The 23,763-nt window shown below is 72.6% G+C and carries 21 protein-coding genes; 13 read left to right on the forward strand and 8 right to left on the reverse strand.

The features are described 5' to 3' along the window. The first annotated feature begins 28 nt into the window (after positions 1-28). Complete coding sequence (locus tag FE374_RS00650; protein WP_223173602.1) at positions 29-3,403, forward strand: UvrD-helicase domain-containing protein; 3,375 nt, start codon at positions 29-31, stop codon at positions 3,401-3,403. After that, the gene (gene recD / locus FE374_RS00655; protein ID WP_139926779.1) at positions 3,400-5,397 is read left to right on the forward strand and encodes an exodeoxyribonuclease V subunit alpha; all 1,998 of its coding nucleotides are present in this window, start codon (positions 3,400-3,402) and stop codon (positions 5,395-5,397) included. The genes FE374_RS00650 and recD overlap by 4 nt, the downstream gene beginning before the upstream one ends. A 47-nt stretch (positions 5,398-5,444) precedes the next feature. Here recD and FE374_RS00660 read toward each other — a convergent pair whose 3' ends face one another. Together FE374_RS00660 and FE374_RS00665 are read right to left on the reverse strand one after the other, a co-directional pair. Further along, on the reverse strand, positions 5,445-5,966 hold the full coding sequence (locus tag FE374_RS00660; RefSeq protein ID WP_179957339.1) for an MSMEG_6728 family protein: 522 nt from the start codon (positions 5,964-5,966) through the stop codon (positions 5,445-5,447). Next, positions 5,966-6,301 (reverse strand): zinc finger domain-containing protein, encoded by a 336-nt coding sequence (locus FE374_RS00665; protein WP_139931174.1) that lies wholly within the window; start codon positions 6,299-6,301, stop codon positions 5,966-5,968. The genes FE374_RS00660 and FE374_RS00665 overlap by 1 nt, the downstream gene beginning before the upstream one ends. 428 nt (positions 6,302-6,729) lie before the next feature. Between FE374_RS00665 and FE374_RS00670 the strand changes: the two genes are divergently transcribed. From FE374_RS00670 to FE374_RS00700, 7 genes are all read left to right on the forward strand, one after another. Beyond that, positions 6,730-7,758: an NAD(P)-dependent alcohol dehydrogenase gene (locus FE374_RS00670; RefSeq protein WP_230978412.1), complete on the forward strand. Its 1,029-nt coding sequence runs from the start codon at positions 6,730-6,732 to the stop codon at positions 7,756-7,758. Between the two features lie 157 nt (positions 7,759-7,915). After that, positions 7,916-8,713, forward strand: a complete 798-nt coding sequence (locus FE374_RS00675) for an alpha/beta fold hydrolase (RefSeq protein ID WP_456319084.1) — start codon at positions 7,916-7,918, stop codon at positions 8,711-8,713. After that, on the forward strand, positions 8,710-10,221 hold the full coding sequence (locus FE374_RS00680) for a SpoIIE family protein phosphatase (RefSeq protein ID WP_139926780.1): 1,512 nt from the start codon (positions 8,710-8,712) through the stop codon (positions 10,219-10,221). The genes FE374_RS00675 and FE374_RS00680 overlap by 4 nt, the downstream gene beginning before the upstream one ends. A 100-nt stretch (positions 10,222-10,321) precedes the next feature. Then, entirely contained in the window at positions 10,322-11,404 is a 1,083-nt protein-coding gene (locus tag FE374_RS00685; RefSeq protein WP_179957340.1) for a DNA polymerase IV, read from the forward strand. A 179-nt stretch (positions 11,405-11,583) separates the two neighbouring features. Then, positions 11,584-11,967 (forward strand): hypothetical protein, encoded by a 384-nt coding sequence (locus FE374_RS00690; protein ID WP_139926781.1) that lies wholly within the window; start codon positions 11,584-11,586, stop codon positions 11,965-11,967. A 604-nt stretch (positions 11,968-12,571) separates the two neighbouring features. Further along, positions 12,572-12,805, forward strand: coding sequence for a hypothetical protein (locus tag FE374_RS00695; protein ID WP_139926782.1), 234 nt, complete (start codon positions 12,572-12,574; stop codon positions 12,803-12,805). Positions 12,806-12,888: 83 nt separating this feature from the next. Further along, the gene (locus tag FE374_RS00700; RefSeq protein ID WP_139926783.1) at positions 12,889-13,116 is read left to right on the forward strand and encodes a hypothetical protein; all 228 of its coding nucleotides are present in this window, start codon (positions 12,889-12,891) and stop codon (positions 13,114-13,116) included. A gap of 11 nt (positions 13,117-13,127) precedes the next feature. On the opposite strand, the gene FE374_RS00705 is transcribed toward FE374_RS00700, so the two are convergent. Next, positions 13,128-14,549: a DUF2252 domain-containing protein gene (locus FE374_RS00705; protein ID WP_139926784.1), complete on the reverse strand. Its 1,422-nt coding sequence runs from the start codon at positions 14,547-14,549 to the stop codon at positions 13,128-13,130. Between the two features lie 103 nt (positions 14,550-14,652). On the opposite strand from FE374_RS00705, the gene FE374_RS00710 reads away from it, so the two are divergent. Then, positions 14,653-16,020 carry an MFS transporter gene (locus FE374_RS00710; RefSeq protein ID WP_330998430.1) on the forward strand — a complete coding sequence of 456 codons (1,368 nt, stop codon included), beginning with the start codon at positions 14,653-14,655 and terminating at the stop codon, positions 16,018-16,020. An 89-nt stretch (positions 16,021-16,109) separates the two neighbouring features. Further along, positions 16,110-16,868, forward strand: a complete 759-nt coding sequence (locus FE374_RS00715) for an ArsR/SmtB family transcription factor (protein WP_139926785.1) — start codon at positions 16,110-16,112, stop codon at positions 16,866-16,868. A gap of 81 nt (positions 16,869-16,949) precedes the next feature. Here FE374_RS00715 and FE374_RS00720 read toward each other — a convergent pair whose 3' ends face one another. Beyond that, on the reverse strand, positions 16,950-17,141 hold the full coding sequence (locus tag FE374_RS00720; protein WP_139926786.1) for a hypothetical protein: 192 nt from the start codon (positions 17,139-17,141) through the stop codon (positions 16,950-16,952). Positions 17,142-17,312: 171 nt separating this feature from the next. On the opposite strand from FE374_RS00720, the gene FE374_RS00725 reads away from it, so the two are divergent. Beyond that, the gene (locus FE374_RS00725) at positions 17,313-17,765 is read left to right on the forward strand and encodes a nitroreductase family deazaflavin-dependent oxidoreductase (protein ID WP_139926787.1); all 453 of its coding nucleotides are present in this window, start codon (positions 17,313-17,315) and stop codon (positions 17,763-17,765) included. 24 nt (positions 17,766-17,789) lie between these two features. On the opposite strand, the gene FE374_RS00730 is transcribed toward FE374_RS00725, so the two are convergent. Further along, complete coding sequence (locus tag FE374_RS00730) at positions 17,790-18,617, reverse strand: deoxyribonuclease IV (protein WP_139926788.1); 828 nt, start codon at positions 18,615-18,617, stop codon at positions 17,790-17,792. Between the two features lie 83 nt (positions 18,618-18,700). Here FE374_RS00730 and FE374_RS00735 point away from each other — a divergent pair, with 83 nt between their 5' ends. Next, entirely contained in the window at positions 18,701-19,693 is a 993-nt protein-coding gene (locus FE374_RS00735) for a serine/threonine-protein kinase (RefSeq protein WP_269142079.1), read from the forward strand. 181 nt (positions 19,694-19,874) lie between these two features. On the opposite strand, the gene FE374_RS00740 is transcribed toward FE374_RS00735, so the two are convergent. The 3 genes from FE374_RS00740 to nhaA form a co-directional block, all read right to left on the reverse strand. Next, positions 19,875-20,462, reverse strand: a complete 588-nt coding sequence (locus FE374_RS00740) for an NADPH-dependent FMN reductase (protein ID WP_139926790.1) — start codon at positions 20,460-20,462, stop codon at positions 19,875-19,877. Between the two features lie 192 nt (positions 20,463-20,654). Further along, entirely contained in the window at positions 20,655-21,647 is a 993-nt protein-coding gene (locus FE374_RS00745; RefSeq protein ID WP_139926791.1) for a pirin family protein, read from the reverse strand. 45 nt (positions 21,648-21,692) lie between these two features. Further along, a complete protein-coding gene (gene nhaA / locus FE374_RS00750; RefSeq protein WP_179957341.1) occupies positions 21,693-23,585 on the reverse strand; it encodes a Na+/H+ antiporter NhaA in 1,893 nt (630 codons plus the stop codon). Positions 23,586-23,763 lie beyond the last annotated feature (178 nt).

Genomic DNA, 23,763 nt, shown 5'->3' on the forward strand with positions numbered 1-23,763 from the left:
GGGCGCGAGAGGTCAACTCCTCCGCGAGATGTCATCGGATCCGGACGTCTTCGACGTCTGCGGCGACCTGCCCACTGGCACCACGGTCCTCGAGGCCAGCGCGGGCACCGGCAAGACCTTCACCATCGCGGCGCTGGCCACCCGGTACGTCGCCGAGGGCATGGCCGAGCTGTCCGAGCTCATGCTCGTCACGTTCGGTCGCGCCGCCACGTCCGAGCTGCGCGACCGGGTGCGTGAGCGCCTGGTGTCCGCCGAGCGCGCGCTGCGCAGCCCAGAGGCCCGCACCAGCGACGACGCCGTCGTCGCCCACCTCGCCCGGTGCGACGACACCGAGCGCGAGGCCCGCCGTCGGCGCCTCACCGACGCCCTGTCCCAGTTCGACGCCGCCACCATCACCACCACCCACGGCTTCTGCCAGCAGATGCTCCACACCCTCGGGGTGGCCGGCGACGTCGACGCCGACGCCACCTTCGTACCCGACATCGCCGACCTGGTCGACGAGGTCGTCGACGACCTCTACCTCCAGCGCTACGCCGACGCCACCCAGCCGATGCTCACGCCCAGCGACGCCCGCGCCATGGCCCGGGCCGCCGTCAGCGACTACCAGGCGGTCCTCGAGCCGCGCGACGCCCCGGCCGACACCCTCGCCGGGCACCGCTACGCCTTCGCCCACGACGCCCTGGCCGAGGTGCTGCACCGCAAGCGCGCGCGCCACCTCCTCGACTACGACGACCTCCTCGTGCTCCTGCGCGACGCGCTCGCCGACCCCGTGCACGGCCCGGCCGCCGCCGCGCGGGTGCGCGCCCGGTACCAGGTGGTGCTCGTCGACGAGTTCCAGGACACCGACCCTGTCCAGTGGCAGATCCTGCGCACGGCGTTCCACGGGCACCGCACCCTCGTCCTGATCGGCGACCCCAAGCAGGCGATCTACGCGTTCCGTGGGGGCGACGTCGTCACCTACCTCACCGCCCGCACCGACGCCACGACCACCGCCACCCTCGGCCGCAACTGGCGCAGCGACGCCCCACTCCTGGACGGCCTCGAAGCCGTCTTCGGTGGCGCGGCGCTGGGCGACGAGGCGATCGTGGTCCGCCCGGTCGAGGCGCAGCACACCGGGCGCCGGCTCGACGGCGGCGTCCCCCTGCGCCTGCGCCAGGTCACCCGCGAGCCGTTCCGGCTCAAGGGCACCAAGAACCCCGCCGTCGGCAAGGTCCGCGAGCTCATCGCGGCCGACGTCGCCGCGGACGTGGTCCGCCAGCTCACCACCACCCGCCTCCTCGACGGCGGAGCCTGGCGACCCCTCGAGCCCGGCGACGTCGCGGTCCTGACCCGCCGTAACGCCGACGCCACCCTGGTGCGCGACGCGCTCGCCGACGCGGGCGTGCCGGCCGTCGTCTCCGCCCTCGTCAGCGTCTTCGCCCAGCCGGCCGCCAGGCAGTGGCTCACCCTGCTCGGGGCCCTCGAGCAGCCCGGCCACGCGGGCCGGACCGCGGCCCTGGCGCTGACACCGTTCGTCGGATGGGACGCCGCCCGGCTCGCCGGCGCGAGCGACGCCGCCCTCGACGAGCTCTCCGACCAGGTCCGCACGTGGGCGCGGCTCCTCGCCGAGCGGGGCGTCGCCGCGCTCCTCGAGGCCGTGAGCGTCGGCGGGGTCGCCGAGCGGCTCATGGCCACGGCCACGGGCGAGCGGGTGCTGACCGACCTGCGGCACGTCGGCCAGTCGCTGCACCTGGCTGCCACGACCGACCGCCTCGGGGTGTCCGCACTGACCGACTGGCTGCGTCGCCGCGTCGCCGAGGCGGAGCAGGACTACGCCGAGGAGCGCAGCCGCCGGCTGGAGACCGACGCCGCCGCCGTCCAGGTGGTAACCACCCACGCGAGCAAGGGCCTGGAGTTCCCGGTGGTCTACGTGCCGTTCGGGTGGGACCGCTACGAGTCGCGTACGCCGCCGATCCTGCGCTTCCACGACGACGCCGGTACCCGGCTACTGCACGTGGGCGGCAAGGAGGCCGACCACTACGACGCCGCGCGCGAGCGGCACCTCGCCGAGGAGCGCGGGGAGGACCTGCGGCTGCTCTATGTGGCCCTGACCCGGGCCGCCACCCAGCTGGTGGTGCACTGGGCGCCGTCGTCGAACTCCGCGGGCGGGCCCCTCAGCCGTCTGCTTCTGGGCGACTTCGCCGCGGGCGAGCTGCCGCCGGACCGGGTCACCGTGGCGGCGGACGACGCCGTCGCCGCTGCCCTCACCGCCGTGGTCGACAGTGCGGGCCGCACCATCGCGCTGGAGCAGGTGACCGCGCAGCCGGGCCCCGCGCGGTGGTCCCCGCCCGAGCGGGGCCGGTCCCAGCTGGCGGTCGCCCGGCTCGGCCGGACCCTCGACCACTCCTGGCGGCGCACCTCCTACACCGGCCTGACCGCGGCCGCGCACGCCGACGGGGTCAGCAGCGAGCCGGAGACCACCGGGATACAGGACGAGGCCGACGTCGCCGTCACCGGGACACAGAATGAGGCGCCGCCTGCCGCCGTCGACCCCGCTCGCCACCTGCCCTCCCCGATGAGCGACCTGCCCGCCGGCGCCGCCTTCGGCACCCTCGTCCACGAGATCCTCGAGCAGGTCGACACCGCCGCGGCAGACCTGAACGCCGAGCTGCTGACGCGTTGCCGCGAGGCCGCGACCGTGCGCGTGCCCGGCGTCGATCCCGTGGAGCTCGCCGCGGCACTGGGTCAGGTGCTGGCCACCCCGCTCGGCCCGCTCGCCGGTGGTGCGACGCTGGCGGACTTCCCACCCGCGGACCGGCTCGCCGAGCTGGAGTTCGAGCTGCCGCTCGCCGGCGGGGACAGGGCGGACCCTCGCCCTGGCAATGCGACGCCACCAGCCGCAGCCCGGGCGGCCGCCACCCTCGCCGACATCGCCGCCCTGCTGCGCCGCCACCTGCCCGCCGCCGACGTCTTCGCCCCGTACGCCGACCACCTCGCCGAGCTCGGCGAGGCCCGGCTGCTCGGATACCTCACCGGGAGCATCGACGCCGTCCTGCGCCTGCGGGGCGACGCCGGCCCGCGCTACCTGGTGGTGGACTACAAGACCAACCGGCTCGGCACCTTTGACGAGCCGCTCACCGCCTGGGACTACCGGCCCCAGGCGATGGCCGAGGCGATGATGCGCGCCCACTACCCGCTCCAGCTCCTGCTCTACCTCGCCGCCCTGCACCGCTACCTGCGCTGGCGCCAGCGCGGCTACGACCCGCAACGGCACCTGGGTGGCGGCCTGTACCTGTTCGTCCGCGGCATGTGCGGGCCGGGCACCCCGGCATCCGACGGCACCCCGCACGGCGTCATGGCGTGGCGCCCGCCCGCCGCGCTCGTCGTCGAGCTCTCCGCGTTGCTCGAAGGGAGGTCGGCATGAACGCCGCAGTCGAGACCACCCCAGCGGGTGTTTCCGCGGAAGCGGCGCCGGCAGATGCGTCCGCGGAAGCGCGCCTCGCCCTGCGCGCCACCCCGCTGCTCGGTGTCTTCAACGTGGCCGGTGTGCTGGGCGCGGCGGACGTGCACGTCGCCCAGCGGCTGGGCAGGCTCGCCGGTGAACGGGACGAGACCGTCCTGCTCGCCGTCGCCCTGGCCGTGCGGGCAGTACGGGCCGGGTCGGTGTGCGTCCGGCTCGGTGACCTTGAGGCGCTGGCCGTCCCCGAGGCGGAGGACGCCGCGCCGACCGGGCCCCTGCCATGGCCCGAGCGCCGCGGCTGGGAAGCGGCGGTGCAGGCCAGTCCCCTGGTCGCGGTCGGAGTGGAAGGCGCGGCCAACCGGCCGGTCCGGTGGGTCGACGGCCGCCTCTACCTCGACCGGTACTGGCGCGACGAGCTGCGCGTGCGCCGCGCCGCCGATGCCCGTCTCGCCGTGCCGATCGGTGGCGCGATCGCCGCGGACCGGCTCGCCGGAGCGGTGCAGCGCCTCTTTCCGGCAGCCGCGGACGTCCGGCAGCGCCTCGCGGCCGCGACGGCGGTGCGCAGCCGGCTCACCGTGCTCACCGGCGGGCCGGGCACCGGCAAGACGACCACCGTGGCCAGGGTGCTTGCGGTCCTCCAGGACGTCGCCGGACCGGGGCTGCGGATCGCGCTGGCCGCCCCCACCGGCAAGGCCGCCGCGCGTCTGCAGGAGGCGGTCCGGCAAGAGGTCGCGCAGTTCGACGCCGTCGACCAGGAGCGGGTGGGCACGCCTGAGGCGACCACCCTGCACCGCCTCCTGGGGTGGCGCCCGGACAGCTCCACGCGGTTCCGGCACGACGCCAGCCACCACCTGCCGCACGACGTCGTCGTGGTCGACGAGACCTCGATGGTGTCCCTGCCGCTCATGGCGCGGCTGCTCGAGGCGTTGCGCCCGGAGGCACGGCTGCTGCTCGTCGGGGACCCGGACCAGCTCGCCTCCGTGGAGGCCGGCGCGGTCCTGGGCGACCTCGTCGGCCGGCCGCCCGTGGCCGGCGAGCTGCCCGAAGCGGTCGGCGCGTTCGCGGCCGCGGACCTGACGGCGGGGGAGCGGGAGCAGCTGGGCAACGGCGTCGTCCGGCTTACCACGGTGTATCGGCAGGAGCGCGGCAGCCAGATCCTCCCGCTGGCCGCGGCCATCCGCGACGGCGACGCGGACCAGGTCATGGCGGTGCTGCGTGCCGGGGGCCGGTCGGTGGAGTTCGTCGAGGTGGGCGGCGACCGGCTCACCGAGGCCGAGATCCAGCGGGTGCGAGGCGACGCCGAGGAGGCCGGCGCGGCCCTAGTCCGCGCCGCACGCACTGGCGACGCAGGCGGTGCCCTGCGAGCCTTGGACGCGCACCGGCTCATGCTCGCCCACCGGCGGGGCCCGGCCGGTGTGGCGCACTGGGCGGCGTTGGTCGAGGGCTGGGTGGCGGAGGCGGCCAGACCGGACGGTGACGAGACGCGTGCCGGCGCGGCCGGTGCCAGCAGGGCCGGTGCCGGCAGGCCGTCCACCGGGGTGAGCGCACATGGACCTGCGTCGCTCTGGTACCCCGGCCGTCCGCTCCTCGTGACGGCCAACGACCGGGAGAGCGGCCTGTACAACGGCGACACGGGCGTCATCGTCGCCGACGGTGAGAGTGGCGTCATCGCGGTCTTCGGTGACCCCGACGCCCCCATGCGGGTGCGGCCCCACCGCCTCCCGCCGGTGGAGACCGTCCACGCGATGACGGTGCACCGGGGCCAGGGCAGCCAGTTCGGTCACGTCTCCCTGATCCTGCCGCCGGCCATCTCCCCGCTGCTCACCCGGGAGCTGCTGTACACGGCGGTCACCCGGGCGCGGAAGCTGGTGCGGGTGCTGGGCACCGAGGAAGCGGTGCGTGCCGCCGTCGGCCGGCCGGTGCGCCGGGCGAGCGGGCTGCGCGAGCCCCTGCCGTAGCCGCGGCCGCTCGGCGTAGCCGCGGTCGGGTGACGACCGCGACAGCATCATTCCGCCTGCCGGCGGCGGCGCTCGGCGTTCTCCACCATCCGCCGCTCGCGTTCCAGCACCGCCGGCGACCGCACCGGCCAGACGTAGGGCAGGTCGTCGGGCACGTCGGGGAAGAGCGGCCGGTAGTGCCCCGGATCCTTGCGGATCAGGTTGGACCGGTGGCTGCGGTGCAAGGCCGGGTCGAAGAGCCAGCCGGGCAGGGCGCCGTCGGCGGCGAGCTCCTCGTACCTCCTGATGGTGGGCACGCCCGCGGCGGCGAGGTCGGTGGTGATCGTCGTCGCGCAGGTGTCGCCGAAGCCCCGTGCCGTCCACGCCTCGCACATCGTGAGCCCGTAGCGGCCGAGGGCCTCCTCGAAGTCCTTCCACATCAGCACGGCCGGGTGCGACTTCCAGGCGTACCCCGGCCACGTCAGCGCACGGACGATCTGGATCACCTCCACGCGCTGCTTGCCGAGCCGCTTGTCGTCGAGCACCTGTGCGGTGGCCGTGAAGTCGCTGTACGGCAGAAAGGTCTGCATCAGCGCACCTGGCAGCGTGGGCAGGAGTAGGAAGTGCGCGCGCCGATCTCGGCCCTCTCGATCGGCGTGCCGCAGTCGTAGCAGGACTGGTGCGAGCAGACCCGGCGGGTACGGCCCTCCGGAAGGGCCAGACGGTCCACGGCGTCGGCGGTGATGATTCGTCCCTCCTCCACGGCAGCCGCCATCATCCGGGCCAGGGTCGACCACAGCACCTTGGGCGCCACCTCGACAGGGTCGCCCGCGCGCCGGCGCGGCGCGATGCGGCAGGCGTGCAGCGCCTCGGCGCGGAAGACGTTGCCCACCCCCAGCCGGTGGACGGTGTACCCCGCGGGCATGTCCGGCTTCCTCCCGTCGGCGGTTCTGCCGACGACGGCGCGTCGGCAGACCACGACGTTAGGTGGTCCCGGCAGGAGCGGCACACCGAGGCGCGAACCCCCGCGGCGTCCGCACGTCCCTGCGATGACGCCGCCCCTGGCGTCAGCCGGCGGGTGAGGTCCCGTCCTCGAGCGTGCCGGCCAACCGTGTGCCCCGGTGCCGCCGTCGGGCAAACGCCGAAGTCGTAGCCCGGCTTGAGTACCCGCTCCGTCGCGAACTCGACCATGTGCGGGGTACTCGCCTCCCGCGAACTGGGCAGCGATCGCATTGATGACCTCGGCGGCCGATCTCTCGAGGTCAGCTCTAGACAACCATACTAAGTAAGACTAAGTTCGTACTTAGTAAGGCAGAGCATGGTGCTCCGCCGACCGATACCGGGGAGCGCGTGATGGGTGTGCAGCAGTTGAACGGCCGCGAGGCGAGCGGTTCGGCGATCGGGCCGGGAATGATGCGGGCAATCGTGCGCGACGAGTACGGCGACGCCGACGTCCTGCGACTCGCTCAGATCCCGCGCCCGCAGGTCGGCGACGCCGAAGTCCTCGTGCAGGTGCGTGCGGCCGGCGTCGACCGCGGTGTCTGGCACGTCATGACGGGCACGCCGTACCTCGGCCGCCTCGCCTTCGGTCTCCGCCGGCCCAAGAACCCGGTGCTCGGTGGCGACGTCGCCGGCACCGTCATCGCCGTCGGCGCGGCGGTAACCGGGTTCGCCGCGGGGGACGAGGTCTACGGGTGGGGGAAGGGCACGTTCGCCGAGTACACCGTCGTCCCCGAGAAGCGCCTCGCCCACAAGCCGGCCAACCTCACGTTCGAGCAGGCCGCGGTCGTGCCGGTCTCGGCGGCTACCGCCCTGCAGGCCCTGCACGACAACGGTCGCGTCCAGGCGGGCCAGCACGTGCTCGTCATCGGCGCGTCGGGCGGGGTCGGCAGCTACGCCGTCCAGCTCGCCAAGTCCGCCGGCGCGGAGGTCACCGCCGTGGCCAGCGGGGCGAAGCTGGACCTCGTCCGGAATCTCGGCGCCGACCACGTCATCGACTATGCGACCCAGGACTGGGCGGACGGTGCGCGCCACTACGACCTCATCCTCGACATCGCCGGCAACCCCACCCTCGCCCGGCTGCGCCGCGCGCTCACACCGACTGGCACCGCGGTCATCACCGGCGGCGAGGACGGCGGCAAGTTCAGCGGCGGCATGAACCGCCAGTTCCGGGCTCTCGCCCTGTCTCTGTTCGTCAAACAGCGGCTGACCTTCTTCGTCGGCGTGGTCCGGGCCCGCGACCTCGAACGGCTCACCGAGCTCATCGAGGCCGGCAAGGTCAGCCCGAGCCTCGGGGCCACGTACCCGCTCGACCGGGCACCGGAGGCCATTCGTGACCTGACGACTGGCAAGATCCGGGGCAAGGCCGCAATCACCATCTGACCCGGCGTCGTCCGCGTACGGGCTCGGGTTTACCCTGACCGTCCGACTCCCGGACCCGCCGGAACGCACCGTACTCCGGACGCCCGTCGTCGATGGCGGTCCTCGCGACCAATCCGCAGCATGTCGGCGCCGGGAGCTCATCCCGTACTGTCGCAGCGTGGATGTGCTGCGGCGGAACAACGTACGGGTGAGCGGCACGGCTGATGGGCCCACCATGGTGCTCGCCCACGGCTTCGGTTGCGACCAGCAGATGTGGCGCCTCGTCGCCCCCAGCTTCGAGGCGACCCACCGGGTCGTGCTCTTCGATCATGTCGGCGCCGGCGGCTCGGACCTAACCGCGTTCGACAACACCCGTCACGCACGCCTCGAGGGGTACGCCCAGGACGTCGTGGAGATCATCGCCGCCCTCGGCGCCGGACCGGTGACCTTCGTCGGCCACTCGGTGAGTGCCATGATCGGCGTGCTGGCCGCGCGCGAACGCCCGGAGCTGTTCGACCGGCTCGTGCTCGTCGGGCCAAGTCCTCGCTACATCGACGACGGCGACTACCGCGGCGGGTTCACCCAGGAGGAGATCGACGAGCTGCTGGAGACCATGGACGACAACTACCTCGGCTGGTCGGCGCACATCGCCCCGGTGATCATGGGCGTCCCGGACCGGCCGGACCTCGGCGAGGAGCTGACGGCTAGCTTCTGCCGGACGGACCCGACCCTCGCCCGCCGGTTCGCCCGCACCACGTTCCTCTCCGACAACAGGGCAGACCTGCCCGAGGTCCGCACCCCGGCGCTGGTGGTGCAGTGCCGCGAGGACGTCATCGCCCCGTTCGAGGTGGGCGAGTACGTCCGCGACAACCTGCCGAACAGCGACTTCGCCGTGCTCGACGCGATCGGTCACTGCCCGAACCTCAGCGCTCCGGACCAGCTCGTCGCGGCGATGAAGGCGTACCTCCGCACGTGACGGACCGTGCCAGCGCATGGGACGAGGCGCCGTGCGGCCTGCTCACGCTGGCCGAGGACGGCACGGTGCTCGTCGCCAACCGGACGTTCCTGCAGTGGGTGGGGCGGCCCGCCGCCGAGGTAGTCGGACTCGTGCGGCTGAGTCAGCTGCTCTCGGTCGGGGGTCGCATCTACTGGGAGACGCACCTGTCGCCCTTGCTGCACGTCGAGGGCCGGGCCGACGAGGTGGCCCTCGAGCTGCGCGGCCCGCACGGCCGGCTCCCGGTTCTCATGACCGCGGTCGCGGCGACGGACGGCACCGGCGAGATCCGGGTGTCCATCTCCAGCGCCCGCGACCGCTCGCGCTATGAGCGCGAGCTGCTGGCCGCGCGCAAGGACGCCGACGCCGCCGCCCGGCGCACCCGGGTGCTGCAAGAGGTCACCGCGGCGCTCTCGGCCGCAGTGGGCCGGGACGGTGTGGCGGCTGCCCTTCTCGGCGCCGCCCGCCCCCTGGGTGCCCGGGCGGCGACGTGCTGGCTGGCCGACCCCGGGGGCCGGCTGGTTCCGCACTCGGCCACGGGTGAGGGAGTCGAGACGACCCACCTTCCCGCCGGACCCTGGCCGCGCGAGGCCGTGCACCACGAGGGACGGGTCCTAGTCCCCCTCCACGGACAGTCGGCAGTCAGAGGAGTGCTGTCCCTCCTGCCTGACGATGGTGCGGGGGGTGCACCGCCGGATCTGGCGACGCTCACCGCCGTCGGCCAGCAGGCTGGGATCGCGCTGGACCGTGCCCGCTTTTTCGACCGCAGCGCGGCAATCGCGCACCAGCTCCAGCAGGCTCTGCTGACAGCCCCCTTGCCCCAGGACGACCGCTTCGTCGTGAGCACGGCGTACTGGCCGGGGGAGGAGCCCCTGGAGGTGGGCGGCGACTGGCACGACAGCTTCCTCCTCGACGACCACGTGCTCGCCGTCGTCGTCGGCGACATCGTGGGCCGTGGACTCGATGCCGCCATCGCCATGGGCCAGCTGCGCAGCGCCGTGCGGGCGGTCGCGGGTCCCGACGTCGGCCCGGCCCGAGTGCTCGCCGCGCTCGACCCGTTCGTCCGGCGCGTCCCGGCCGCGGCCTTCGCGACACTTGTGTACGGCGAGCTGAACCTGACGACGGGTCGGTTTCGCTTCGCGTGCGCGGGCCACCCGCCACCGATGCACCTGGTGGGCGACGGTACCGCCCGCCTGGTGTGGGACGGCCGCTCCACGCCGCTGGGCCTGAGCGTGCCCGGGCGCGGGCGGACCGAGGCCGCGCTCGACCTCGCGCCCGGCGACAGGCTCCTGCTCTACACCGACGGCCTGGTGGAGCGGCGCGACCAACCCCTGCCGGCCAGGCTGGAGCGGCTCGCCAAGGTCGGCGCCGAGGTGCACTCGCTCAACCCGGACGAGGCGGTGCGCTCACTCACCGAGCGCATGCTCCCGGCCGCCAAGGGGCATGACGACGTCTGTCTGCTCCTGCTCTCCTGGAGCCCAACCAGCTGAGCCGCGCCGCGCCTGGCACCGCGGCCCTCGACGACCATCGGGGCGAAGGATCCACGAGGGTCCGGATGACATGACGGGCCGGGCCCGCGAGACTCGCTCCATGAGCGAGGGTGCCCGGCCCTGGGTGCTGCACGTCGACCTCGACCAGTTCATCGCAGCGGTCGAGATCCTGCGGCGCCCAGAGCTCGCCGGCCTGCCGGTGATCGTGGGCGGGCGCGGCGACCCCACCGAGCGCGCCGTCGTCTCCACCGCTTCCTACGAGGCCCGCGCGTTCGGCGTCGGCTCCGGCATGCCGCTGCGCACCGCCGCCCGCAAGGTGCCCGACGCCGTCTTCCTCCCCGTCGACGCCCCCGTCTACGAGGCGGCCTCGGAGCAGGTGATGGCCACGCTGCGGGACCTCGACGTCGTCGTCGAGGTGCTCGGCTGGGACGAGGCGTTCCTCGGTGCCGTCACCGACGACCCCGAGGGGCTCGCCCACCGCGCCCAGGCCGCCGTGCTGGCCTCCACTTCGCTGCACTGCTCGGTGGGCATCGGTGACAACAAGGTGCGGGCCAAGATCGCCACTGGCTTCGGCAAGCCGCGCGGGGTGTTCCGGCTGACCGCCGACAACTGGTTCGCCGTGATGGGCGATCGGCCCACCCGCGACCTGTGGGGCGTCGGCGCGAAGGTCTCCAAGCGCCTGGCCACCCACGGCATCACCACGGTGCACGAGCTGGCGGCGGCGTCACCGGACGAGCTCGTCGCCGAGTTCGGGCCCCGGATGGGCCAGTGGTACGCCGAGCTCGGCCGCGGCCTCGGACCCGCCGTGGTCGATGACAGCCCGTGGGTGGCCCGCGGTCACAGCCGCGAGACCACCTACCAGCACAACCTCACCACCCCCGAGCAGGTGCAGGCGGCGGTGCGCGAGCTCGCCGCAGCCGTCTTCGAGGACACCGCCCACGAGGGTCGCCCGGTCTTCCGCGTGACGCTAAAGGTGCGGTACGCACCCTTCGTCACCAAGGCCATCGGCCACAAGCTGCCCGCGCCGACCAGTGAGCGGGACGACGTCGTCGCCGCTGCGGTGGAGCTCGCGGACAGGATCGAGCCCGGCCGGGAGATCCGGCTGCTCGGCGTGCGTGCCGAGATGGTCATGCCCGACGACGGCGACCCCGCCGAGCGCACGCCGGTGCGCGGGCGTCTGTAGCCCCGACAGGCCGCCGGCGTGAACATCCGGTGCACCGGTCCGGTGACGCGGAATCCGGTCGTCGGGATCATTCTTCCCACAGGATCTTCACCATTCTTCCACCTGAGATGGTCGGGCGCCGTACTACCGTGAAACCTTCACTGGTGCGTGCCGCCGGCCGCACGACTCCGGAGGAATCCATGACGAAGAACAATCGCACCTATCGCTGGGCGGTCGGAATTGCGCTGTTCACCGCCGCGTTCCTCGTGTGGGCGATCGGTGCCCTCGGTGTTATCGCCTACGAGGGCTTCCGCGGAGACATGATGTATCTGGGAGTCCTCGCCGTCCTGGTCGTGGGAGCCGCCGTCGCCAGGTTCCGGGCACGCGGGATGGCACGTGCACTGTTCGCGACGGCCGTCGCCCAGGCGCTGGTGGCGGTGGTCGCCCTGCTTGCGGGGATGGCGGGGGAGCGCGGCACGTCCGCGCTCGAGATCGTCGGGGTGAACGGCATGTTCGTCGCGTTGTTCTGCCTGTCAGGCTGGGTCTTCCGGCACGCTGCGGCACCCGAGAAGGTCCCGGCGTAGCGAACGGTCCACGTCGGCGGCCTCGCAGCGCTTCCACGTGCGCCCGCCTGCTCGCGAAGGGGGAAGCGATGGACCTGGTCTCGGCCGTGCAGGAGGGCATCACAGACCTGGCGTCCTCCCCGTGGGCGCCGGCGCCGCTCACGTCATGACCCAGAACCCCCTGCTCGTTGCGGTGGTCGGTGTGATCGGGGGACTGATGATGGGCCTGGTCGTCGACAAGCCTCACGCGGTGGTGCGCCGGCGCCGGACCTCCCGGACCTCCCGGACCTGGCGCAGCGCGCTGGAGCAATGCGCTGTGGGGCGGACTGCGATCCCCTCGATGATCATGCCGAAACGCGCGCGTGATCCTTTTCGGGGGTGTCATCTGGGGCTTTACGGCACGCTTGCAATTCAGAGCGGAGGGCCACGGTCGCGGCGTCCGGCAATAACGTGAGCCTTGACTATCCTGATTAGTCGGTTATGGTGGACATATAGCCTGCCAAGTTTTTCCGTGTAATGAATTGCGTCACGCCGAGCGCAGTTTCGGCGCGTGCGCTCGCAAGGGCACCTCGATGTTCGCTCGAATCGCGAGGGCAATTGGCTGAACAATGTGAAGGAGGCAGAAATGGCCTTGAAGGAAGTTCTTCCGACTCCCCCGCGCGGCACCAGGTGGTCCCTCACTCGACGCGAGGACGACGTCACACTGACGCTGCGTGCCCGGGGGCCACGTCGCCGCGTCCTCGCGACCTGGAGCACCGAGGCGTTCTCCGAGCTGACGCCGGACCCCGTCACCGCACTGATGGACGTGGCCACCCAGGTGGCCGCCCGGTTCGATCGCCGGCTCGTCGCGGCGGCGTGACCGACGACCTATCGACGACGTGACCCGACGGATCCGGCCGGAGCGCACGGCCCACCGCAGCGACGGAGCAGAGAGGGATGACAATGGCAGTTCTGACGAAGTCCCGGACCACCGGGAAGCGGACCCGGCACCCGGGTAGGGGAGTGTGGGCACCTGCCGAGCAGGCGCGGACCGCCTCCGGCACCGGCGGTGCGGCGCAGACCCTCCACGGCGGGCCCCCGGCGCACCGGGCAGCCGGACCGGCGGCCGACATCGTGGACGTGTGGGGCGACGCGTCGTTCCCAGCGAGCGACCCACCCGCCAACTGGTGAAGGTGGCCGCGTCAGCGCACCGCCGTGGGCTCGGCCGCCGCCAGGTCGCCCCGCGCCACCGCCGCGGCGAAGTCCGCGAAGTCGTGCTCGTTCAGGTCGGCGTAGGCGTCCGCGAAGTCGGCCACCGCCTGGGGGAGCACGTCGTCGTCGCCGAGGTAGGCGGCGATGGCGATGCGGTCCCCGGACCGGGCGTGCGCGCGGGCGAGCGTCCAGGCGCACAGCCGCCCGTAGAGCCGCATGCCCTCGGGCGCCATCCGCTCCACCTCCACCGCGCCTTTCCAGTCGCGAAGCTGGCGGACGTAGAAGTCGCGGGAGGTGCCGTCGATCCCGGCGACCCGGTCCCAGCCGAGGAACGCGTCCGCGGCGGCCTGCATGATCCGCTGACCGGCGACCACCCGGGCACCCTCGTTCGACTCGGTCGTCGGCCCCAGATGGGCCGCCAGCACCGACGGCTGCGCCTCCTTGACCTGGAGGAACAGCGGGTCGTCGTCGTCCCGTCCGCGTAGCAGCACGATCCAACAACGCGTACCCACGCTTCCGACCCCCACCACCTTCCTGGCCATGTCGACGAAGGTGTAGGAGCGCACCAGCTCCCGGTAGCCGGGCGCCAGCGAGCTCGCGTAGCTGTGCACCATGCCGGTGACAACGTCCTCGATCTGGTCGGCAGTCGCCTCCAGGACGAGGCTCGACACGCGGACCACCAGCGGCGGGGCATCGACGATGTGCCGCTCGCCGTCGACCACCTCGGTCAGCTTTGCCAGGGTGTGCCGGTGGTCGCGCAGACGCGCCTTGGCGATCCCCTTGTCCACCCGCTTGCCGGCGCGCTTGCCGAGCTCACGGGCCATGCGCTGCCGCAGCAGCGCGACATCCACCCGTGTGTACCAGACGTCGAGGTTGCTCATCGCCGCGAAGCCGGCCATTGCGTCGCGGTAGGCGCGCACGCTCTCGACCACCGTGCGGCGGATCTCCTTGCGTCGGAACCCGTTCTGCCGGCCTGCGACGACGAGGCTGGCCGCCAGCCGCTTGAGGTCCCACTCCCACGGGCCGGGCAGCGTCTCGTCGAAGTCGTTGATGTCGAACACCAGAGCCCGCTCGGGCGAGGCGAACATGCCGAAGTTGGACAGGTGCGCGTCGCCGCACAGCTGCGCGGTGAACCCGGACACCGGCGTGCGGGCCAGGTCCCCAGCCATGATGGCGGCGCCGCCGCGGTAGAACGCGAACGGAGAGGTCAGCATGCGGGCGTGGCGGATCGGCACGAGCTCCGGCAGCCGGGAGGGGATCTGCCCGGTGAGGACCGCGACGCCGCCGGGCCGGCCGTCGGTCGGCAGCTCGGCGTGCGACGCCGGGGGGACGCGGGTGCGCGCCTGCCTGCCCGCATCGGCGCGCGCCGCGGGTGAGCCGGGTTCCTGCGATGATCCGTTGCGGGCGCCCATGGCCTTATGGTGGCCCCCCACCGCGGTGATGGCGACCGGTCTGGGGAGGTAAGCACAGCAAATTCCGTCGACCGGCGTCGGTGTGCTGACGCAGACTTGCCCGGTGACCACCCCCATTCCCGAGCCGTCCCTCGACGTGGCTGACACCGCCCCGCCGCCCGTCGCAGGCCCCGACGGTGCCGCCGCGGCCCCGACCGGCGATCCGCGCTGGCGTCGCGACGCCACGATCTTCCTCGGTGGGCAGACGGTCTCGCTGTTCGGCTCGATGCTCGTGCAGTACGCGATCATGTGGCACCTCACGCTCGAGACGCGCTCCGGAGTCGTCATGGCGCTGGCGTCCGTCTTCGGGTTCCTTCCCCAGGCGGTCGTCTCCATCTTCGGTGGCGTGTGGGCCGACCGGCACGATCGCAGGAAGCTCATCATGACCGCCGACGCCGTCATCGCGGCGACGACCCTGGGACTGGCGCTGCTCATGCTCAGCGGCACCTCGGACCTGTGGCTGATCTACGCCACCCTCGCGATCCGGTCCGCCGGCGCGGGGGTGCAGACGCCGGCCGTCTCCGCCCTGCTCCCGCAGATCGTGCCGACGGCCAGGCTCATGCGTGTCAACGGCATCAACGCGACCATCCAGTCGGCGATGATCCTGCTCGCCCCTGCCGTGGCGGCGCTGGTGTACGCCAACTTCTCCATCGTCGCCGTGTTCTTCGTCGACGTGGTCACCGCCTTGATCGGCATCGCCCTGCTCGCCGTGCTGACCGTCCCGCCTCTGGTGCGCGCGACCGACGGCGCGCGGCCGGGATACTTCGACGACCTGCGCGACGGCGTCCGGTACGTGACCACGCACCGCTTCGTCCGCTGGCTGCTCGGGCTCTTCGCGATCGTGTTCGTCCTGGTCGCCGCGCCGTCCGGGCTGACGCCGCTGATGATGGTCCGCACGTTCGGGGAGGAGGTCTGGAAGCTCACCGCCCTCGAGGTGGCTTACGGCGTCGGGATGCTCATCGGCGGCGCGGTCATCGCCGGCTGGGGAGGGCTGAAGAACCGGGTCGTCATGCTCGTGGTTTCGGCGTTCCTCTTCGGAGCGCTGGCCGTCGGGATGGGCCTGGCGACGCACCTGTGGGTCTTCCTGGCCCTGATGTTCGTGCTCGGCCTCGTCGTGCCCGCGTTCTCGACGCCCGCCATGACGGTGCTGCAGGAGACCGTCGAGCCCGAGCGCCAGGGCCGTGTGTTCGGCTTCGTCGGCGTCGTCATGGCGGTGTCCATGCCGCTGGGCATGGCGATCTTCGGCCCGCTGGCCGACCGGTTCTCCGTGGAGTCGCTGCTCGTCGTCTCGGGGGTGCTGATGTTCCTGGTGACGGCGCTGGCCGTGGCGCTGCCCTCGGGACGGCGTGCCATCGCGGAAGGCGTGGCCGCCGTGACCGCTGAGCCTCCGACCGCCGTCGCCGCCGAGCCTTCGACCGCAGTCGCCGACTGAACCAGCGAACGCCACCACGTACCCGAACGGCGGTCGCGGGATCTCGCACACCCCCTTGACATGTGACCAAACGGTCACATAATTGTGTCGTGGACGAGGTGTTTAAGGCGCTGGCCGACCCGACGCGGCGGCAGCTCCTCGACGAGCTCTTCCGCCAGGACGGACAGTCCATGACAGCGCTCGAGCAGCGCTTCGAGATGAGTCGCTTCGGGGTGGCCAAGCACCTGAAGCAGTTGGAGGAGGCCGGCCTCGTCGTCGCCCGACGTCGAGGCCGCGAGAAGCTGCACTTCCTCAACCCGGTTCCGATCCGCCTCATCCACGACCGGTGGGTGAGCAAGTACGCCGAGCCCTGGACGGCGACGCTCAGCGGGCTCAAGAGCAGGCTGGAGACTCCGATGGAGAAGGTCTTCGAGATCTACATCCGCACCACGCCCGAGCGCCTCTGGGAGGCAATCACCGACGGCGAGACACGCGCCAAGTACAACTTTGGTGCCCAGGTGACGTCCGACTGGGCGGTCGGCTCACGACTGGAGATGGGCCACCCCGCCTCCGACGGCCTCCTCGGCGAGGGCGAGGTCCTGGAGGTCGACCCGCCCCGCCGCCTCGTGCACACGCTGCGCGCGCTGTGGGGCGACGACGTCAAGGAGGAGGGTTTTTCCCGCGTGACGTGGGAGATCGAGCAGGTGGCCGACTCCTGCCGCCTCACACTTACGCATGACCAGCTCCGCGACGGCGCCAACGACCAGCTCTACGGCGGCTGGCCGATGATCCTCTCCGGGCTGAAGACCTGGCTGGAGACAGGACAGACGCTGACCACGCCCGGCTCCCTCATGTACGCCGACCAGTAGAACCGCAGCGGGTCCCGGCACGCCGGGACCCGGGGGTGCCGCCGTCGTCCATCGCGAGCTACGGGCGACGGCGGGCGCGCCTCATATGTCGTCGTGGTCGCGGGCGCCGCAGCACTCGCAGAAACCGCCGACGACGAGGGTGGGCCCCGCGGAGTCGTCGCACCAGGCGCGGGCGCAGTCGGCCAGCGGGTCGATCGCACCGTCGGTGCGGTCCCACATGGTCAAGGTGGCGACCTCGAGCTCAAGCTCGACGTCCAAAGCGATGGCGGTCATGACGTCCCCCTCCTATCGGTCCTGCACGTGGTTCCACGATGGACCACGCCACTGACATCGGCCGGGACCGACGCGGTCGCCGGTGGATCCGGCAGGCGTTCTCGCGGACGCCCGTCGCCGTTGACCACGCGCCTGGGGCGGGAGGACGCTGGTGGGCGGAGGTGGTGGCGCGTGTCGTTCGAGCGCCGGATGAGGCGTCAGGGCAACGCGATCGGGCGGTGGGTGCATCACGCGTTCAAGGGTCGGCTCGACGCGTTCGGTGACCAGGCGGTGCTTATGGTCACCTCACCCGGACGGCGCACCGGGAAGCCCCGGTCGACCATGGTCCGCTACCTCGACCATCACGGCGGCTACCTCGTGTGGGGCACGGGTAGCGGCTCCCCAACGGACCCGGACTGGTTCCGCAACCTGCGCGCGACAACCCGTGCCGTGGTCGAGATCGGCACGATGCCGGAGGAAGTCATTCCTAGGGAGCTCCTCGGCACGGAGCGTGACCGGGTGTGGCGCGAGGTCGTGCTGGTGCGGGCCCCCGGAGTCGCGAAGTACGAGGCGAAGGCAGGCCGCGTGATCCCGGTCGCGCACCTCCGCCCCGCCTCCTCACCGGGACGGTCCCGCCCTAGCTGAGCTGGCCGGGTCCTACCCCGACAGTCAGAGGCGCTCGCGCAGCCAGGCGAAGTCGGCCGCGTGCTCCTCGGCCCCGCCGGGCGTCTCGACCACCACCGGCGCACCCGCGGCACGCACCACCCCGGCGAGCCCGTCGGCGTCGATGCTGCCGGCCCCGAGGTTGGCGTGGCGGTCCGCGCCGGAGTCGAACGCGTCGCGGCTGTCGTTGAGGTGGACCAGGTCGATCCGGCCGGTGATGGCACGCACCTGCTCCACGACGCTGCCCAGCTCGTTCCCGCCGGCGTGTGCGTGGCAGGTGTCCAGGCAGAACCCGACCTCGTCGAAGCCCTCCGCCTGCGAGATCGCGTCCCACAGCCGCGCGATCCGGTCGACGTGGCGCGCCATGGCGTGGTTGCCGCCCGCGGTGTTCTCGATGAGGAGCGGGACCTTGATGTCGGTCTGGTCCACGGCCTTGCGCCAGTTGTCGAAGCCCTTCTCCAGCTCGGCGTCGGAGCCGACGTGCCCGCCGTGGATGATCAGGCCCTTCGCGCCCACCTCGGCGGCGGCATCCATCTGCTGCTGGAGCAGCTTGCGGCTGGGGATCCGGATCCGGTTGTTCGTCGTGGCGACGTTGAGGACATACGGGGCGTGCACGTACAGGTCGATGCCTGCCTCCTCGGCGGCCGCGCGCAGGGCGGCCGGGCCGCCGTCGAACGCGACCTGGGGCTTCTTCCAACCCTGCGGGTCGCCGATGAAGAACTGGCTCAGCGCGGCGCCGCGGGCCTGGCCCGCGGCGACCGGGTCGTCGTGGCGCACGTGGGCGCCGATGCGCAGGGTCGTCGCGGTCACGGGAACAGGAGGCGTCGCAGTCATGCGCCCAGCCTAAGCAGGGGCCGCCAACCTGGTCACGGTGCCGATTCGGCTGCCGTCGGCGATAATCGAGGGTGCCCAAAAGAGTGCTCGGTGACCGGTACGAGCTCGACAGACGCCTCGGCCGTGGCGGTATGGCCGAGGTGTGGCGCGGCATCGACCGCGTTCTGGCGCGGCGGGTCGCGGTCAAGACGTTCAGCCTGGCCGATGCCGCTGACCCAGCTCTGAGCGACATGGTGAACCGGGAGGCGATCGCCACCGCGGCCCTCGAGCACCCGGACATCGTCACCGTGCACGACGCCGGCGTCGACGGCGACACCGCCTACATCGTCATGGAACGGCTGCGCGGGCGAGACCTCGCGGCCGTGCTGAGCGACGGCCCCCTGCCGCTCGCGGAAGCGCTTCGCATCGCCGGCCGGGTGGCCGGCGCGCTCGCCGCGGCACATGCCGTGGGCATCGTGCACCGGGACGTGAAGCCCGCGAACATCCTCATCGACGACAGCCGGGTGATGGTGGTCGACTTCGGGATCGCCGCGTTCGAGTACCAGCCGGTCACGTCCCTCGCGGAGGAGGGCACCACCCACGGCACCGCCGAGTACATGGCACCGGAACAGGCTCGCGCCGAGAGCGCCACACGCAGCACGGACATGTACTCCTTCGGCTGCCTGCTCACGGCGCTGATCGCGGGCCGGCCGCCCTTCACGGGTGCGCGGCCCGAGGCGATCCTGCACCAGCACGTCTTCATCGACCCACCGCGGCTCGCCCAGCTCAGCCCCGGCGTGCCGGAAGCGCTGGACGTCCTCGTGTCCATGCTCCTCGCCAAGGACCCCGACGGCCGGCCGTCCGCGGAGACGGTCGTCGAGGTGCTCACCGAGGTCGCGGCCCGGCTAACGGGCGAGGCAGCCGGCATGGCGCCGGGGTCGGGCTGGCCAGGCTCGCTCGGCGGGACGTTCGACGCCCCGACTGCGGCGCCGGAGGTCATCACGGCCTCCGCGGAAGCGCTCACCGCGGCGGCGGACGTCATTACCGCCGCGGCCGATGCCATCACAGCGGCGACGGAGACTCACCGAACCCCCTGACCGGACCGGGGCCCGGTGCGCCCTTCGTGCCTGCAGCTGCGCCGGGGCGCACCTGAGGGAGGTGGCGCAGGACCCGGGCGACGATCGTGCCGACGACGAAGGGGCGGACCGGGAGCATCCCGGTCCGCCCTCCTCGGCGATTGTCCGCCGATCAGGCGTGGGCCCATCGGGCCCGAGCCGATCAGGCGTTGGCGCCCACCGGGGAGAACTGACCCGCGCGGACGGCCTCCATGGCCTTGGTCCAGGCAGTCAGCTGCTCGACCATCGGCTCGACGGCGGCGGTGGCCGGCTCGGTCGGGGTGAACACCGAGAAGTTCTCGAAGTCGGTGAACAGGGACATCAGGACGGCGTTGCGCACGTGCGCGACCTGCATCTCGGAGAGGATGCCGCGCAGGTGCTCGACGGCGCGGGCGCCGCCGGCGGAGCCGTAGGAGACGAACGCCGCAGCCTTGTTGTTCATCTCGGGAGCGAGGTAGTCCAGCGCGTTCTTCAGGGCGCCGGTGATGGAGTGGTTGTACTCGGAGACCACGAACACGAAGCCGTCGAACTCGGCCATCTTCGCGGACCAGCGCTGGCCCTCGGCGGACTGCGCGGGACCGTAGGACGGCGGCATGGCCTCGCCCCAGACGGGCAGGTTGAAGTCGGCGATGTCGACGATCTCGAACTCGGCGTCCGAGCGACGGTCTGCGATGGACTTGACCCAGTTGGCGACGTTCAGGCTCTGACGGCCGGGGCGGACACTGCCGGTGACGATGGCGATCTTGGTCATGACACTCCTGTGGTGGATCGATGCTCGCGGCTCGCAGTCGCGAACCCGTTCACCACATGCAAATGCATGAAAGTTCAAATAGATTCCGGACGCTGCTGTGTGCCTAGTCACACCGTGGCGTCCGGGGTCTGGGGCTCAGGTCCGGGGTCCGGGGGTCTCGGGGTGCCCGCCCCCTCGCCCCGCCCGCCGGACCTAGCGCCCGCGCGGCTTGAGCCGCACGTTCGGCAGCTCAGGGGCAGGCAGGGGCCCGCCGTCGTAGCCGGTGACGCGGCCGAACCGGGCGACGCCGTCGGCCTCGCCGGCGATGGCCGCCTGCCACTGGGCCCGGGCCTGGACGATCTCCTCGTGGGTGCGGGTGACGAAGTTCCACCACATGAGGACCTGCTCGCCGAACGGGACGCCGCCGATGAGGACGGCGCGCACGGGGGTGTCCCCGGACTCCAGCACCAGCGTCCCGGTGCCGGGTGCGAGGTAGGCGAGCCATGCGGGCGGTACCGCCGTCCCGGCGACGGTGAGGTCGCCGTCGTCCACCAGCACGCCGTGCTCGAAGGCCGCGTCCACCGGCAGGTGCACCGTGGTCCGCGCCGGGATGTCGACCTGGGCGGCGACGAGCGGGGTGTAAGCCCGGGCAGGCGAGGCGACCCCGCCGAGGGTGCCCATGAACACCCGCACGCTCGCGTCGTCCACGTCGAACGTCGGCAGCTCGGGGACGTGCTCGAACGCGCGCTCACCGTCCCGGTCGGCATCGGGCAGCGCGGTCCACAGCTGCACGCCGTGGAGCCGGCCCTGGGTGGGGAACCGGGTGAGAGTGGCCTCCTCGGAGTGCCAGATGCCGTGGCCGGCGGTCATGAGGTTGAGCTGGCCGGGCTCGATGGTCTGGACGGAGCCGAGCGCGTCCTGGTGCAGGACCTTCCCGGTGAAGAGCCAGGTGACCGTCTGCAGCCCGGTGTGCGGGTGCGGGGCCACGTCCATGCCTCCGGAGGCGGCGATCTCGTCGGGTCCGTAGTGGTCGGCGAAGCAGAACGCCCCGATGAGGGAACGCTGCCGCGACGGCAGGGTGCGGCGCACGGTCATCGCCCGCGGACCGCCGAGCGGGACGTCCCGGGGCTCGATCAGCTCCACCGCGGGGGTGCCCGGCCCGGCGACGCAGACCTGCTCCTGAGGGCGCGCCTCGAGGTTCGTCATGGCAGCAGCGTAGGCAACACGCGTCGGTGGCTCACGGCTCACGGCTCACCGCTCGTCGCGTGCGGCCGGCGCCGACCCGCCCGCGCGCCGGGCGGCGTCGAGCTCGGCGATCAGGGTCCGGGCGTCGTAGGGGCCGACGTGCCGGCGCATGCCGATGAAGAAGGTCGGCGTGCCGCGCGCGCCGCTGGCCTCGGCGTCGGCGACGTCCTCACGGATCCGCTCCGCATGGTGCTGCTCATCGACGTCGTGGAGGAACGCGTCCACGTCCAGCCCCAGGTGGCCGGCGTAACCGGCCAGGTCCTCCAGCTCGAGCTGGTCCTGGTGGGCGAAGAGCAGGTCGTGCATCTCCCAGAAGCGGCCCTGCGCGCCGGCGGCCTCCGCCGCCGCGGCCGCGAGCTCGGCGTGCGGGTGGACGTCGGGCAGCGGCAGGTGCCGCAGGACGTAGCGGAGGTCGTCGCCGAAGTGCTCGCGCACCTCCTTGGCCACCCCGGTGGCGCGGGCGCAGAAGGGGCACTCGAAGTCGGCGTACTCCACCAGCGTCAGCGGCGCGTCGGCCGGCCCGAGGAGATGGTCGCGGTCTTCGTCCACCGGCCGGCACAGGACCATAGGCAGCCCGGCCGACGTCTCCCCGTGCAGCACCGCGGCCAGCCGGAACACCACCCAGCCCAGGGCGATGGCGAGGACGACGGCGAGCAGCACCCCGACGGTCGCCTCGTCCTGGAGCTCGGCCGAGTCGAAGGCCAGCCCGATGATCAGGAGCGACACGGTGAACCCGATGCCGGAGAGCGCCGCGCCGCCCAGCACCTGGCCCGGCCCCACGCCCTGGGGGAACGAACCCAGCCGGAAGCGCGCGCCGAGGAGGGCGGACCCACCGATGCCCACGAACTTGCCCACGACGAGGCCGACCGCCACCCCCCACGTCACCGGCGAGGTCAGCGCCTCACCGAGCAGCCCGCCGCGCAGGTCCACCCCCGCGTTCGCCAGCGCGAATAGGGGCACGATCACGTAGCCGGTCCAGGGGTGCAGCACGATCTGCATGCGCTCGTTCACGGGCACCGCCCGGGCCAGCGCCGCCTGCGCCGAGCGGCCCACCTCGGCGAGGGGTGACTGCCGGAAGGCGCGGAAACGTAGCGCCGCCCCCTCCACCTCCTCCCGTCGTGGGGCGAAGGCCGGGATCAGCAGACCGGCCACCATTCCGGCGATCGAGGCATGCAGCCCGGAGGCGACCGTCGCAGCCCACACGGCCAGGGCGGTCAGCGCGTACGGCCAGGTCCGCCACACCCCCCACCGGTCCAGGGCCACCAGCGCCAGCACGCCGGCCCCGGCAAGAACGAGCGCGGGGGTGTGGAGCGTCCCGGAGTAGACGACGCCGATCACCGTCACCGCCACGATGTCGTCGACCACGGTGAGCGTGAGCAGGAAGACTCGCAGCTGGGTGGAGGTGGCCGGCCCGACCAGCGCCAGCGCGCCGAGCAGGAAGGCCGTGTCCGTCCCGATCACCACGCCCCAGCCGCTCGCCGCCTCCCCGGACGGGGCGATCAGGAGGTAGAGCAGGGCAGGGACCACCATCCCGCCCACGCCGGCCACCACCGGGAGCACCACCCGGCGGCGCCGGGTGAGCTCGCCCACCGCCAGGTCTCGGCGCACCTCCAGACCGATCACGAAGAAGAACACGGCCATCAGGCCGTCGTTGATCCAGTGGCCCAGGTCCATCTCGAACACCGCGTCCCCAGCGCTGACCGACACCGAGGTTCCCCACAGGGCGTCGTAGCTCGCCGACCAGGGCGAGTTCGCCCACGCGAGGGCGACGACGGCGGCCCCCACCAGGAGCAGCGCGCTCCCGGACTCGGTGGCCAGGAACCGGCGGAGCGGACCGGAGAGCTGTCCGGACAGCTGCCGTCGCCGCGTCTGCCCCGCTGCGCGGGCGCTCGTGGTCACCTCGCACAGGCTACTGAGACGTCTCCGCGACGCGAGCTACGGCGACCCCTCGCGGGGGCGATCCGCCCGGCGTAGGGTGCCGCGTGGTGACAGAGCCACCCCCTCCAGGCTCGACCCGGCCCCTCGACATGGCCGGCGCCTGCGTCGGCGCGATGCAGCGCCCGTCCGCCCCACCGGG

Source organism: Georgenia yuyongxinii (assembly GCF_006352065.1).
Taxonomy (GTDB): domain Bacteria; phylum Actinomycetota; class Actinomycetes; order Actinomycetales; family Actinomycetaceae; genus Georgenia; species Georgenia yuyongxinii.